This is a genomic window from Dactylosporangium sp. NPDC051485 (genome assembly GCF_040682015.1).
GTDB lineage: Bacteria > Actinomycetota > Actinomycetes > Mycobacteriales > Micromonosporaceae > Dactylosporangium.
In genome coordinates this window covers 25,148-38,236 of record NZ_JBFAZW010000028.1, presented here as the reverse complement: position 1 = coordinate 38,236, position 13,089 = coordinate 25,148, and the positions used below count along the sequence as shown (strand labels likewise).

The window sequence follows — 13,089 nt, the reverse complement described above, 5'->3', positions numbered from 1 at the left end:
CCGCAGACCGCCGCTACGCGGGCAGCTGGGCGACCTTCGCCAGCAGCAGCGCCTCGGCCGTGCACACCCGCTCGAACTCGCCGAGGTGCAGGCTCTCGTTCGGCCCGTGCGCCCCGGTCTCCGGGTCCTCGACCCCGGTGACGAGAATCGCCGCCTTCGGGAACAGGTCCTGGAACGTGGCGATGAAGGGAATCGAACCGCCGATGCCCATGTCCACCGGAACGGCACCGTTCCAGGCCGCCGTGAAGGCCTCCCGCGCCGCCTCGTACGCCGGCCCGGTGGCATCGATCTGACAGGGCTCCCCGAGCTGCTCGAGCTCGATGGTCACCTTGGCCCCCCAGGGCGCGTGCCGGTTCAGGTGCTCCACCAGCGCGTCGTACACCTGCTGCGCCGAGTCCCCGGGCGCGATCCGCACGCTGAACTTCGCCTTCGCCGCCGGCACCAGCGCATTGGGCGCCCCGGACGTCGGGGGCGCGTCGATGCCGAGAATCGAGATCGCGGGCCGCGTCCACAGCCGCTCGACCAGCCGCCCGCTGCCGATGAACTGCACCCCGTCGAGCATCCCGGCCTCTTCCCGGAACCGCTCCTCGGGATAGTCCAGCGGCGCCGAGGGCGTGCGGAGCAGCCCCTCCACGGCAACGTCCCCGTTGTCGTCGTGCAGGCTGGCAATGAGCCGCGAGAGCGTGATCAGCGCATCGGGGACCGCCCCGCCGAACATCCCGCTGTGCACGGCCTGCTCCAGCACCCGCACCTCGACGAACCCGTTCACGATCCCGCGCAGTCCGGTGGTGAGCGCCGGCTGCCCGATGTCCCAGTTCCCGGAGTCCGCGATGACGATGACGTCGGCCGCGAGATCGTCGCGGTACTCCCGCAGCAGATCCTCGAGCGACTCCGACCCGTACTCCTCTTCGCCCTCGATGAACACGACCACCCCGACCGGCAGGTCGTCCCCGAAGGCCCGCAGCGCCGCGATGTGCGCCATGACCCCGGCCTTGTCATCGGCCACGCCACGCCCGTACAGCCGCCCGTCCCGCTCGACGGCCACGAAGGGGTCACTCAGCCACTGCTGAAGATCCCCCACCGGCTGTACGTCATGATGCGCGTACAACAGCACGGTAGGCGCCCCGGGCGGCGCGGGCCGACGCCCGATAACCGCGGGCTGCCCACCCTGACGCACGATCCGCACGTCCGGCACCCCAGCCCCGCGCAGCAGCTCCGCCACGGCCTCGGCCGACCGCTCCACGTGACTGTGATCAAACCCGGCAAACGCAATCCCCGGGATCTGCACCAGCCGTTCCAGATCCGCACGCACGCCCGGCATCTCCCGCCGGATCGCGGCACGGAGTTCTTCCTCGGTTCGCACTGTCATACGCAGAACTTACTGCGCAGGCTCCCCGAACATACCGTCCGCCCCATTTCCGGCCGCAACGAGCGACAAGCCCCCGCCACCCCTTCGCCCCGGTCCACCCGCCCCCGGGTCACCCATTCTCGGGTCACCCACTCACAGATCGCCCGCTCCCGGGGTTTACCCGCCCTCGGAATTACCAGCTCCCGGATCGCCCGCGCTCCAAACTGCCCACTCTCATATCGCCGCTCTCGAAATTGCCCGCGTCCAGGTCGCCCGTTTCGGTTGCCTGTTTTCCAGTCGTCCGCTTTCGAGTCACTTGCTCTGGGTCGCCCGTTCCCGGGTCACCCAACGACAATCGCCCAACCGCGCGCGGACCCGGCGGGCGTCGCCGGCGCCCGGGCGCGCCCCCACAGCCGGGCTACTGGGCGGGCCCACAGCCGGGGTTACCGGGCGGGCCCAGCGATGGGCCCGTAGTCCCGGTTCCCTGAGGCCGGCCGGCTCCTACGACTCCGCGGTACGGCCTTCCTCTCCCTCCGATCCGTTGCCGCGCATCCAGCCGCGCATGCGACCGGCCCCGGCGCCGACCCAGCCCCCGACGTCCACGGCGCCGTCGCCGAGCTTGCGCAGCAGCGACACCAGCGGGTCCTGCGACCGGCTGAACGCCTCCCGGTACGAGGCCGCCGCCGCCTTGATCTCCTCGCTCACCGACGCGTTGCCGTCGTCGTCGCGCCGCGGGTAGTCGCCGGAGAGGATCCGCTGATACTCCCCGCTGTCGATCCAGGCCCGCACCTCGGCCGCCCGCGCCACGGGCATCGGGTGCGAGCGGGCCGTCACCATCCGGATCTTGATCAGGCTGTCGCGCAGGTCCCCGGCCCGGTCGAACTCGGCCGCCTGCTCCAGGAACGCGGTGGTGTCGACCTCGGACAGGTCACCGCCGCCGGCCAGCTTCATCGCGAGCCGCAGCGACGCCGCCGGGTCCTGGCATGCGAGCAGCCCGGCCCGGTCCGCCGACAGCTCGGCCTTGCGCCACCACTCCATCAGCGCCGCGACGATCGCCCGCAGGACTATCGAGCCGACCGGCAGCCAGGCCAGCCGCACCGCCCAGTCGGTCAGGATCATGACCATCGTCCGGTACACCGCGTGCCCGCTGATCAGGTGCCCGAGCTCGTGCCCGAGCAGGCACCGCAGCTCCTCGTCGTCGAGCAGCTCCACGGCTCCGGAGTTGACCACGATGAACGGCTTCGACATGCCGATGCACATGCCGTTGATCGACCGGTCCTGCTGCACGAACAGCTCGGGCAGCTCGGCCACGTCCAGCGAGGCGCCGACCTCCGCCAGCAGCCGATGGACCCGCGGGTACTGCCGGTGGTCGACGCGAATCGCGTTGCCGAGGAACTGCAGCCGCCAGGCGCGCTCGTTCCACAGCGCGTGCAGCGACTTCAGCACGTCGTCGAAGCCGCGCAGCTCCCGCAGCGCGACCAGTGCTCCCCGGTCGGCCGGATGCTCCCAGGCCCGCGAACTAATCCCCGTCAGCACGACCCGCCGCCGCACCGGAGAATTCCCGCTCTGCGCCTCGTCGGTGCTCATCCGCTCCGCTCCTCCCCGTCCGGGCCCTTCTCCGGATCGTCCTCCAGTGTCGCTCCGGCCGTCCACCCGCTCGGGCCGATGACGTACTCAATTTCCGGGTCATGCGGCTCCGCCGGATCCCCGTCCACCAGCACATCGACGGCGGCAGGGGTCCTGTCCTCGGCGAAGTGCCCGTCCTCGGACGCCATCCAGCGCATCCACTCCTCGCGCAGCGCCTCGCCGTCCCGCCCGACCCCGCGCCGCAACCGCAGCTCACGAGGCGCGTGGACCAGCACGCTGAGCGTCAGGTCGGGCCGCATCCCCACCGAGGCGCTGCCCACGCCCTCGACGACCAGCACGTCCGGCGGCTCGATGCTCGTCCACTCGTCTCCGAGTCGTTCCCGCGCCCAGTCGTACCGCCGATATGCCCCCGCCTCCCCGCGCCGGAACGGCTCGAACACCCACTCCCGCAGCCGCTGCTGCCAGATGAGCAGCTTCGACCACCCGTCGAGGTAGTCGTCCGTGTGCAGCACGGCCACCCGCCGGCGCGCGCCCAGCTCCGCCGCCAGCCGCCGGGCGAACGTCGTCTTCCCCGAACCGGCCCGCCCGTCGATCCCGACGAGCCGCACGGCGCCCAGTCGCGCCGGCCGCGCCAGCACCAGCTCTGCGAGCTCCCGATATGTCCCTTGCACCGTGCCCCCGTCTCTATACGTGCACCATCGCTGCACGGCGACCGTCCCGGCCCACGTCGTACCCCGCGGGTCGATCGGCGTCGCCGAACTCACCCGCAGTACGAATGGCTCATCATCTTCATCATCTCCCGACCGTGATCGTCGGCAGCCCTTCCGGAGCGCCCCCCTCGATGAGCCGCCACAGGGCGTCGGTATCGAGGTGCTCCTCCACCAGGTCGCCGAGCACGTCGACGGTCCGCTCCCGCAGGGCCGCGAACGAGGTGTCCGGCGCCACCTCGAAGCCCGTGCGCCCGGCGAGCCGGGCCGCCTCGGTCAGGAACGCCCGCCGGAACCGGTCCGACTCGAAGGCCCCGTGCCAGTGTGTGCCGAACACGTTGCCCGCGATCGCGCCCTCCCCGGTCCCGTCCGGCAGCCTGATCAGCGGCCGTTCGGCGCCGCGGACGACCTGGCCGTGATGGATCTCGTAGCCCTGGACGGGCACCCCGTCGAACGCCGTCCCCTTCGGCAGGGCCAGCGTCTTGCGCGCCGCGAACGCGATGTCCACCGGCAGCAACCCCAGCCCCGAGACCGTCCCGCGCCCGCTCTCCACCTCGTCGTCGATGCGCTCGGCCAGCATCTGGAACCCGCCGCAGATCCCCAGCAGCGGCCGCCCCGCCTTGGCGTGCCGGACGATCGCGTCGGCCAGGCCGCGCTCGCGCAACCACCCGAGGTCGTCCACGGTGGACTTGCTGCCGGGCACCACCACGAGGTCGACGTCGGCCAGGTCGGCGGGCTCCACCGTCAGCCGGACCTGCACGCCCGGCTCACACGCGAGTGCCTCGGCGTCGGTGGCGTTGGACAGCCGCGGCAGCCGGATCACGGCCACCCGCAGCCATTGACTGCCCCGCGCCGGCGCCGGCCGCCCCAGCACCCGCCCGTCGTAGGCGAGCGAGTCCTCGGCGTCCAGCCACAGGTCGTACGACCACGGCAGCACCCCGAACGTGGGCCTCCCCGTCAGCTGGGTGAGCGAATCCACCCCCGGCCGCAGCAGCCCCGCGTCGCCCCGGAACTTGTTGATGACGAACCCGCTGACCAGCGCCTGGTCCTCGGCGTCGAGCAGCGCCACCGTGCCGAACAGCGCCGCGAACACCCCGCCCCGGTCAATGTCCCCCACCACGATCACCGGAAGGTCGGCGGCCCGCGCCAGCCCCATGTTGGCCAGGTCCATCGCCCGCAGGTTGATCTCCGCCGGGCTGCCCGCCCCCTCGCAGATCACCACGTCGTGACGGCGCCGCAGCTCCTCGAGTGTGTCCAGCACCGTCGCCCGGAGCCGGTCCTTGATCTCGGCGTAGTTCGCCGCGCCGATGTGCCCGACCGCCTGCCCGAGGACGATGACCTGGCTGCGGCGGTCCGAGCCCGGCTTCAGCAGCACCGGGTTGAAGCGAACGCTCGGCGCCAGCCCGCATGCGACCGCCTGCAGCGCCTGCGCGCGCCCGATCTCGCCCCCGGTGCCGTCCGGCTCGATCGCGACGGCCGAGTTGTTCGACATGTTCTGCGCCTTGAACGGCGCGACGTTGACTCCTTGCCGGTGCAGCCACCGGCAGATGCCCGCCGTCAGCAGACTCTTGCCCGCATCCGACGTGGTTCCCGCGACGAGCAGACCACCCTTGCCTCTCACGCCGCCCATTTTGCCGCGGGGGTACGACACGAATTTCGGCCGACCCCGAAACGTGCTTGCAGCGCTACCCTCCGCAACTCAATCGCCACCCGCCCCGAAACTGTCACAACCCCCCCGGTACGTTCGCCGCATGAATCTCTCGGCTGGCACGCGAGCGGACGCCACCGGCATCCTGCTGGGTGCCGCACTCGACGCGATCTTCGGCGATCCGCGCAGGTGGCACCCGGTGGCCGGGTTCGGCCGGTTCGCCGGCGGCCTGGAGCGGCGCCTGTATGCCGACGACCGCCGGGCCGGCGCCCGGTTTGCCGCGGTCGCCGTCGGGGCGCCCGTGGCCGCGGCGGCCGCCTGCGCGTGGCTCACCCGGCGCCATCCCGTGGCCCGCACCGCCCTGATGGCCGCCGCGACCTGGTCCGCGCTGGGTGGCACGAGCCTCGCCCGCGAGGGACGCGTCATGGCCGGCCGCCTGGCCGCGGGCGACCTGCCCGGGGCCCGCGACCAGCTGCCCAACCTGTGCGGCCGCGACCCGGCCACGCTGGAGGCCCCCGAGCTGGCCCGCGCCACCGTGGAGTCGCTGGCCGAGAACACCTCCGACGCCGTTGTCGCCCCGCTGTTCTGGGCGGCCGTGGCGGGCGTGCCCGGCATCGTCGGATACCGCGCGATCAACACGCTCGACGCCATGGTCGGGCACAGATCGGATCGGTACCGCAGGTTCGGCACGGCCAGCGCCCGCCTCGACGACGCGGCCAACCTCGCCCCGTCGCGGTTCACCGCCGCACTCACGGTCGCCGCGGCCCCGCTCGTCGGCGGCCGCCCGTCCGAGGCGCTGCGGATCTGGCTGCGCGACGGTTCCCGTCACCCGAGCCCGAACTCGGGCCAGTGCGAGGCGGCCGCGGCCGGCGCGCTGGGCATCCGGCTCGGCGGTCGCAACGTCTACGGCTCGCGGGTCGAGGAGCGTCCGCACCTGGGTGACGGCGCTCCGCCGGCCCCGGCCGACGTGCGCCGCGCCGCCACGCTCTCGCTCGCGGTCGGCACCGCCGCGGCGGTGCTGGCCGCCGGCGCCCGCCTGCTCATCGCCCGGTGCCGCCGAAAACGGTAGGCCTGCCCCGGACAGGCGCCTTCACCACGCCGAGTAACGAACCCATCGACAGGACGAATCAGCAGGAAGGGAGGGCAGAACCATCGACGGCCTTTGGCATCGCCTAGCAAGCAGATGGCGCAAAAACAAGAGCTTGTCTCCTATCCGCCGCCGACTTAGTTTGCTGTCGTGCAGGTCACGCTCCTCCCCGTTCTGGCACCGCTTCGCGAGTTCCGTCGCGACGATGTGCATTCGCCTGTGCTCGATGAGTTCATGGGTGGGCTGGGAGTCGGCTACAGCTACGGGCCACCGTTCGGTCAGCGGCTCGTCACCTGGGCCGACCTGCAGCGCATGGAGCTTCCCCGCCGCATGCTGCGCCGACAGGCCGCCTACAACCTCGACGCACGACTCGGTGCCGTTGGCGTCCACGGCCAGCCACCGGCGCTCATGCTCACCTTCGAAGGCATCGCCTCCACCCTCCTACTGGCGGAGGGCCTCTGGGCCGGCCTGGAGCGCTCCGTCCCCGGCGAACTCGTCGTCGGGGTCCCGGCACGAGACGTCGTCATCGTCACCGGCTCCCACTCCCCGCCCGGCCTCGCCAAGGTCCGGCGCGCCGTGGAACGGATCTTCTTCGCCGGCGACCGCCACCTGCTGTCGCGGAAGCTGCTGGTGCGGCGCCGAGGCATCTGGGAGCCGTACACGCCGGCCCAGGCCCGCACCCCCGAGGCCACGTTCTGACCGACGCCCCGCCGGCCCAGCTGAACAGCCGGGCGGGCACGCAGCCGGGCGGGCACGCAGCCGGCCGCGCGCCCAGGCGGCGCCCGTCGCCCGCGGGCCATCCTGCTGGCCGGACCGCCGACGAGGCTCACGCCGGCAGCATCGACGCCGACCTGCACCCCAATCAGCCGGCCCGCGCCCCCGCCGCGCAGCGCAGAGCTGCCTCCGCGCCTTCTGGAGCAGGCCCTCGCACAGCCTGTAACTGACACCGCGCGGGCCGGGATCGACTCGGCGGCGCGCAGGACGAAGGTCGTGGTCGTCACGACGTTCGAGGCCGACGAGAACGTGTTCACGGCGCTGCAGGCCGGCGCCGCCGGGTTTGTGCTCAAGGACGCCGAGCCGGCCGAGCTGATCCGGGCCATCCGGGTCGTGGCGGGCGGTGAGGCACTGCTGTCCCCGTCCGTGACCCGGCGGGTCATCGCGCGGTTCGGTGGGGACGGCGGCGCGCCGGTCGCCGTCGGTCAGCTCACCGAGCGGGAGCGGGAGGTGGTCGCCTGGGTCGCTACCGGGCGGTCCAACGACGAGATCCGCCGCCGAGCTTGCGGTCAGCCCGGCGACGATCCGCACCCACGTCGGCCGGGCGATGCTCAAGCTCAACGCGCGGGACAGGGCCCAGCTCGCGGTCTTCGCCATCCGAGCCGGCCTCACCGTCGAGTAGCCGAACCCGCCGCACCATCGCATACCGCTGCACCACGTCGGACGGCCGGCAGCGGGCGGGTACCCAGATCTGCGTACGCCGGGGTACCCGATCAATCGCCCGCCAGCTCGGCCGCGATCCGTTGCAGCACCTCGACGGCCGGTTCGCCGGTGGTGCGGGCGTGGTCGAGCAGGATCAGGGCGGCCAGGTTCGTCATTCCGGTGAAGGCCCGGCCCACGTCCGCGACCGTGTCCTCCTCGCCGATCATCTGCTGCAGGTACCCGCTGCGCGTACCCGCGTCCTGCGGCGCCTGGAACAGCAGGGTCAGCACGCCGATGGCGTTGCGGGTGTCCTCGCGGCGACGAGCATCCATAACCACAAGAAATAGCATCAACCTCCTATCGTTCACGGCATGACGATCGACGAAGGCTCGGTCGCCGGCCGGAACTCACGAGCGGCGGACGTCTGTTTCGCGGAGTTCGGGTAGCGGCACGGTCGAGCAGACGCCGCGCCAGCCGCGGTCGAGCAGACATCATCCTGAACGACCGGAGCACCTTCGCCGACGACGGACCCGCGGCCCAGCACGATCAGCTGGACGCGCAAGGTCGACGTCCTCGACGCCGTGCGCAACATCAGCTTCGATGCCGGCCCCGACGCGGTCGACGTCGCGATCTGCGCCGACAGCCATCGGCTCGCCCCGCCGACATCGAGGCGCTGGCGATGGAGATCGAGCGGGTGGTCGTCGAGAACTTCTTCGGCGGGGGCTGTCGAAACGGCGGAGGGTCGTACGACGCAGGGGTGAAGGCGCACGCGCGCCCCTGACGAAGGAGATACCGCGATGTCGTTCCAGGCCTACCTCGACGCGCTGGAGACCAAGACCGGCAAGACCCCCCGTGAGCTGCTCGTGCTCGCCGCCGAGCGCGGCCTCGAAGGTCCCGCGACCAAGGCCGCCCCGGTGGTGGACTGGCTGCGCGACGACTACGGCGTCGGCCGCGGCCACGCGATGGCGCTGCTGCACGTCATCAAGCATGGCCCGCGGATCTCCGCCAAGCACGTCGGCGCGACCGGGACCCACCGCGACGAGTCCGACACGCTCTGGCTCGACGGCAAGAGCTCCAGGCCGAAGGCGTGACCGCAATCGCAGCGCCGGCGCCCGGCCAGGGTGGCGAGCGCCGGCCTCAATTGCATATTCAGAGCTACCGCGATGTCCGCCGTGGTCCAGACCGTAACTCCCGTGGCCTCACCGTCCGCGGACGGTCGCGGTCTCCCTGGCGGTTGCCGCACCGCCCGCCCCAGAGCTAGGTCTTGTCGGTGTTTGTCGATATGCCGGCCGCGAAGCTTTCGTGAATGCTGGATGGGTGCTGACCGCCGAGGGCCGCGAAGTGGCCGCCCGAGCCACCGCCGACCTGGAAGCCTTCTTCGGCCCGGGCTGGCGGGCCCGCGCCGAGGCCCGGCCGGCGTCCGAGCGCCCGGCCTGGCCGGCGACGTTCGTCGAGCTGGTCACGCTGTGGGCCAGCCTGCGCATCCTGATACAGCAAGGCGTCCAGGGCATCTCGAAGCTGCGGGCCAACCTGTCCCGCAACGCGACCCGCGACGAATACCGCCACGGCACCCTTCAGGCCCGCCTGGCCACCCAGGCGCTGCTGGCCGGGACCCGCCCGATCCTGGAACCCCCGATCGGCGACATCCGCCTGAACGACCTCCTGCTGGAGCTGCGAGGTCTGAACCCGGCCGGCCCGGCGACCACCCGCCGCCTGATCCGCGCCGTAGAGCTGAAGGCCAAGCAGACCCGCGACTCCACCGCGGTATGGGTCTGGATCGAGGACGCCGGCGCCCTGCCCGAATTCCCGCGGGTCGACATCCTGGCCGAGGACCTGGACCGAGTCTTCACCGCGTGGCCGCACCTGCTGGGCGTGGTCCTGTCGACCCTGACCCCGCACACCGCCGACACCACCGAACGCTTCGAGCGCGGCATCTCCTACACCAGACACCTGCCGGACACCCGCCACCGCCACACCGTCATCGCCCACCGCCCGGCCCTGCCGGAGCACCGCTTCGAGCTGATCCACCACCTCTGCGCCGAGGAACCGGCCTGGCTCGACGCCGCCCTCCCCCTCCTACAGGTCCCGGGCGGCCTGCCGTCGCTGCTGACGCGGCGGAACCCGGCCCGATAGACGCCCACGCCGCCAGGGGGACCGCGACCACAGGCGGAGGGTGAGGCCACGGGAGTTACGGTCCGGACCACGGCGGACATCGCGGTAGCTCTCAAAATTTTGCGGCGCCGCGGACCTTGCCTGGCCCGCGGCGCCTTGGTGGTGCGGGGTCAGACGCTGGAGGCGAACGCGATGCTGAAGTCGCTCTTGTCCGGGGCGCCCGTGTTGGTGAAGCAGGCGACCGGGACGACGGCGTCGCTGCCGGCGGCGAGCCACACGGCGGCGATCGTGCAGTAGGCGGGGCCGTCGCCGATGGCGGTCAGGTGGGACGTCGTCGCCTTCTGGTGCAGGACGGGGAACTTCACCGTGTACGTGCCGGTGCCGGACGGGCTCCAGCCGTTCGGGCCGACGCCGAGCGGGTACGAGTAGTTGGTCGGGGTGCCGGGGAACGGGGTGGCCAGGTAGCCGAAGTACTTCGGCGGGGCGAACGAGGCGTAGACCGAGCGCTCGCGGTGGTAGGACGCGGTGAAGTCGCTGGCGGTCGGGGCGCCGGTGGCAGGGTCGAAGCAGGCGACGTAGACGATCACGTCGGTGCCCGAGATGCCCCAGCGCAGGATCTTGCAGCGGCGGGCCATGGCGTTGGGCTGCTGGGCGGTCACCTGGACGTTGCCGGACAGCACGCCGGCGGTGCCCACGCCGGCGAAGCGGACGCTGTACACGCCGAGGGACAGGCCGGTGACGACGACCGGTGAGCCGGTGGAGTTGTACGACTGGGCGAGGGCGCCGGAGACGACCCGGACCGAGGAGTACGAGCCGACGCCGGCCGGCAGGACGCCCGAGCTCACCGTCCACAGCACCGTGAACGGCGTGTCGGCCGGGACGCCGCCCGGCTTGAAGCAGGCCACGTCGACAAGTTCGTCGAGGCCGGAACTGCCCCAGCCGACGCTCTCGCAGAAGCGGCCGTCGGCGGCGACCGCGGTGACGTGGACGTTGCCGGCGGTGCCCGAGGCGACGTTGGGGAAGCGGACCAGGAACCGTCCGGTGGCGACCTTGGCACCGGTGGCGACCGGGCCGGGGGCCCAGCTGCCGTACTGGTACCCCGGGTTCAGCGCCGTCCAGGCCGGCACCGTAGGGTTGTCGACCAGGGCGAACCCGAACCGGTCGGCGGTGGCGGCCGCGGCCGGCGAGCCGCTGGTCAGCAGCGTTGCCGCCACCATGGCGCTGGCGGCGGCAGCGAGCAGGCGGAGACGAAGCGTCATCGGCACTCCAATCGAGTTAGATCGATGAATGCCAATACTGTGCAACGCGCGGAGCCAAGGTCACAGTCACATTGGCGACGCCTCCTGGACGGGTCACGCGTTGCTGTTGAGGTACGCGAGGACGGCGAGGACGCGGCGATGCCCGCTGTCGGTGGGTGCCAGGCCGAGTTTGCTGAAGATGTTGCCGATGTGCTTGTGAACGGCGTTGTCGGTGATGACCAGCCGCGCGCCGATGGTGGCGTTGTCGTGCCCTTGCGCCATGAGGGCGAGGATCTCGCGCTCCCGGCGGGTGAGCGCGGCGATCGGGTCGCCACGGTGGGCCAGGAGTTGCGCGACGACCTCCGGGTCGAGCGAGGTGCCGCCGGAGGCGACCCGGGTGAGCGCCTCGGCGAACTCGTCGACCCGGCTGACCCGGTCCTTGAGCAGGTAGCCGACCCCATTCGGGGTGGCGAGCAGCTGCGAGGCGTAGACCGGCTCGACGTACTGCGACAGCACCAGCACCGGCAGGCCGGGATGGTCGCGGCGGGCCTGTAGCGCCGCGCGGATGCCCTCGTCGCGGAACGACGGCGGCAGCCGGACGTCGACGATCGTGACGTCGGGGCGGTGGGTCCGCACCGCGGCGAGGAACGACTCGACATCGGCGGCGACGGCCGCCACCTCGAATCCCTTGACGCGCAACAGCAGCTCCAGCCCGGTGGACAGCAGGACGTTGTCCTCGGCGATCACCACCCGCACGGCAGATCCACGGTGATCTCGGTCGGCCCGCCGGCCGGGCTGGCGACGGCGAGGGTGCCGTCGAGCGCCTCGGCGCGCCGGCGGATGCCGGTCAGCCCGGTGCCGTGGTGCTCGCCGGCGCCGCCGACCCCGTCGTCGCGGACCGCGATGGACAGCCGGTCGCCGGTCCGGCGCACCCGGACGGCGGCGCGGGCGGCGTGGCTGTGCTTGGCGACGTTGGTGAGCGCCTCGGTCACCGCGAAGTACGCCACCGCCTCCACCGCCGCCGGGACCTGGCCGAGCTCGCCCATGTCCACGTCGACCGGCACGCCTCCGCGGACGGCCATCATCTGCAGCGCCCCGGCCAGGCCGTGGTCGGCCAGGATCGGCGGATAGATGGTCCGGATCACCGCGCGCAGCTCGGTCATGGCCTCCTCGGCGCCCTCGTGTGCCTCCCGCAGCAGCTCGGAAACCGCGTCCGACCGGTCCAGCGGGTCCGGCCGGCCAGCCAGCTCTTGCCGTGCCACCGCCAGCCGCATGGCGATGGCCACCAGCCGCGCCTGCGTGCCGTCGTGCAGGTCGCGCTCGATGCGGCGCAGCTCCGCGCCGTGCGCCTCCAGCGCGTCGGCCCGGGTGCGGGTCAGCACCACGACCCGCTCGGCGAGCCGGTCGGCCGGCGCCGGTGCCAGCATGGCGAGCGTGACCCGGGCGTGTGCGTCGGCCAGCGGCGGGAAGAGGCTCCACGCCAGCGCCGCCAGGACCGTCACCTGTGCCAGGCCGAGTGCCACCGCCGTGCCCCATCCGTGCACCGGCACGTCGAGGAGCAGGCTCGGCGGGTCGTCTGCGGGGAACGCCCACCACAGCGCGACCACCGCGGCCGCGAAGACGAGGTTGCCCAGGCACAGCAGCGCGAATGCGCCGGCCGTCACCGCGACCGCCACGTGCACCGGCAGCCAGCCCAGCAGCCGCCGCAGCCGGGTCGGCTGCGTCTCGACCGGCGCCCCGCGCAGGCGGGCGGCACGGCGGCGATGCCACCGCGCCCACGACCCGCTCAGCGTGGGGTGGCACAGCAACGGCAATGCGACGACCGACGCCACGGCGGTGCACAACGCGCCGAGGAGATACGCCGCCCCGCGTCCCGCCAGCACCCACCGCCGCCTCATGCCTAGGTCATATCAGGCGGTACGGCACGGCAGCACTACAGTGCGCTG

The 13,089-nt window shown here is 72.4% G+C and carries 13 protein-coding genes and 1 pseudogene; 5 read left to right on the top strand and 9 right to left on the bottom strand.

All coding sequences use genetic code 11. The features are described 5' to 3' along the window. Positions 1-13 precede the first annotated feature (13 nt). The 4 genes from AB0M46_RS18250 to AB0M46_RS18235 all read right to left on the bottom strand — a co-directional run bounded on the left by AB0M46_RS18250 (position 14) and on the right by AB0M46_RS18235 (position 5,263). Positions 14-1,369, bottom strand: a complete 1,356-nt coding sequence (locus AB0M46_RS18250; RefSeq protein WP_363337323.1) for a dipeptidase — start codon at positions 1,367-1,369, stop codon at positions 14-16. 480 nt (positions 1,370-1,849) lie between these two features. Further along, positions 1,850-2,935: a M48 family metallopeptidase gene (locus tag AB0M46_RS18245; RefSeq protein ID WP_363337322.1), complete on the bottom strand. Its 1,086-nt coding sequence runs from the start codon at positions 2,933-2,935 to the stop codon at positions 1,850-1,852. Further along, positions 2,932-3,606: a hypothetical protein gene (locus AB0M46_RS18240; RefSeq protein WP_363337321.1), complete on the bottom strand. Its 675-nt coding sequence runs from the start codon at positions 3,604-3,606 to the stop codon at positions 2,932-2,934. Before AB0M46_RS18240 ends, AB0M46_RS18245 begins: the two co-directional genes overlap by 4 nt. A 121-nt stretch (positions 3,607-3,727) precedes the next feature. Then, positions 3,728-5,263 carry a cobyric acid synthase gene (locus AB0M46_RS18235; protein WP_363337319.1) on the bottom strand — a complete coding sequence of 512 codons (1,536 nt, stop codon included), beginning with the start codon at positions 5,261-5,263 and terminating at the stop codon, positions 3,728-3,730. Positions 5,264-5,393: 130 nt separating this feature from the next. On the opposite strand from AB0M46_RS18235, the gene AB0M46_RS18230 reads away from it, so the two are divergent. The 3 genes and pseudogenes from AB0M46_RS18230 to AB0M46_RS18220 form a co-directional block, all read left to right on the top strand. Further along, entirely contained in the window at positions 5,394-6,359 is a 966-nt protein-coding gene (locus AB0M46_RS18230; protein ID WP_363337317.1) for a cobalamin biosynthesis protein, read from the top strand. Positions 6,360-6,611: 252 nt separating this feature from the next. Next, positions 6,612-7,076, top strand: coding sequence for a hypothetical protein (locus tag AB0M46_RS18225; RefSeq protein WP_363337315.1), 465 nt, complete (start codon positions 6,612-6,614; stop codon positions 7,074-7,076). Positions 7,077-7,358: 282 nt separating this feature from the next. After that, positions 7,359-7,773: pseudogene (locus tag AB0M46_RS18220) on the top strand (response regulator transcription factor); the annotation flags it as partial. Between the two features lie 91 nt (positions 7,774-7,864). On the opposite strand, the gene AB0M46_RS18215 reads toward AB0M46_RS18220, so the two are convergent. Continuing rightward, positions 7,865-8,125: a hypothetical protein gene (locus tag AB0M46_RS18215; RefSeq protein WP_363337313.1), complete on the bottom strand. Its 261-nt coding sequence runs from the start codon at positions 8,123-8,125 to the stop codon at positions 7,865-7,867. Between the two features lie 32 nt (positions 8,126-8,157). After that, positions 8,158-8,562, bottom strand: a complete 405-nt coding sequence (locus tag AB0M46_RS18210) for a hypothetical protein (RefSeq protein ID WP_363337311.1) — start codon at positions 8,560-8,562, stop codon at positions 8,158-8,160. A 28-nt stretch (positions 8,563-8,590) separates the two neighbouring features. Here AB0M46_RS18210 and AB0M46_RS18205 point away from each other — a divergent pair, with 28 nt between their 5' ends. Both AB0M46_RS18205 and AB0M46_RS18200 read left to right on the top strand, forming a co-directional pair. Continuing rightward, complete coding sequence (locus AB0M46_RS18205; RefSeq protein ID WP_363337310.1) at positions 8,591-8,884, top strand: DUF4287 domain-containing protein; 294 nt, start codon at positions 8,591-8,593, stop codon at positions 8,882-8,884. A 211-nt stretch (positions 8,885-9,095) separates the two neighbouring features. Beyond that, the gene (locus AB0M46_RS18200) at positions 9,096-9,926 is read left to right on the top strand and encodes a hypothetical protein (RefSeq protein WP_363337308.1); all 831 of its coding nucleotides are present in this window, start codon (positions 9,096-9,098) and stop codon (positions 9,924-9,926) included. A 149-nt stretch (positions 9,927-10,075) separates the two neighbouring features. Here the strand turns inward: AB0M46_RS18200 and AB0M46_RS18195 are convergent, their stop codons facing one another. From AB0M46_RS18195 to AB0M46_RS18185, 3 genes are all read right to left on the bottom strand, one after another. Further along, entirely contained in the window at positions 10,076-11,164 is a 1,089-nt protein-coding gene (locus AB0M46_RS18195; protein WP_363337306.1) for a hypothetical protein, read from the bottom strand. Positions 11,165-11,257: 93 nt separating this feature from the next. Continuing rightward, complete coding sequence (locus AB0M46_RS18190) at positions 11,258-11,899, bottom strand: response regulator transcription factor (protein WP_363337304.1); 642 nt, start codon at positions 11,897-11,899, stop codon at positions 11,258-11,260. Then, positions 11,887-13,041, bottom strand: a complete 1,155-nt coding sequence (locus AB0M46_RS18185) for a histidine kinase (protein ID WP_363337302.1) — start codon at positions 13,039-13,041, stop codon at positions 11,887-11,889. The genes AB0M46_RS18190 and AB0M46_RS18185 overlap by 13 nt, the downstream gene beginning before the upstream one ends. Positions 13,042-13,089 lie beyond the last annotated feature (48 nt).

Bases quoted from the DNA above. Each gene is read 5' to 3' on its own strand.
- AB0M46_RS18215 (WP_363337313.1), bottom strand. From the start codon at position 8,125: ATGGATGCTCGTCGCCGCGAGGACACCCGCAACGCCATCGGCGTGCTG.
- AB0M46_RS18185 (WP_363337302.1), bottom strand. From the start codon at position 13,041: ATGAGGCGGCGGTGGGTGCTGGCGGGACGCGGGGCGGCGTATCTCCTC.
- AB0M46_RS18195 (WP_363337306.1), bottom strand. From the start codon at position 11,164: ATGACGCTTCGTCTCCGCCTGCTCGCTGCCGCCGCCAGCGCCATGGTG.
- AB0M46_RS18245 (WP_363337322.1), bottom strand. From the start codon at position 2,935: ATGAGCACCGACGAGGCGCAGAGCGGGAATTCTCCGGTGCGGCGGCGG.
- AB0M46_RS18225 (WP_363337315.1), top strand. From the start codon at position 6,612: ATGGGTGGGCTGGGAGTCGGCTACAGCTACGGGCCACCGTTCGGTCAG.
- AB0M46_RS18230 (WP_363337317.1), top strand. From the start codon at position 5,394: ATGAATCTCTCGGCTGGCACGCGAGCGGACGCCACCGGCATCCTGCTG.
- AB0M46_RS18205 (WP_363337310.1), top strand. From the start codon at position 8,591: ATGTCGTTCCAGGCCTACCTCGACGCGCTGGAGACCAAGACCGGCAAG.
- AB0M46_RS18250 (WP_363337323.1), bottom strand. From the start codon at position 1,369: ATGACAGTGCGAACCGAGGAAGAACTCCGTGCCGCGATCCGGCGGGAG.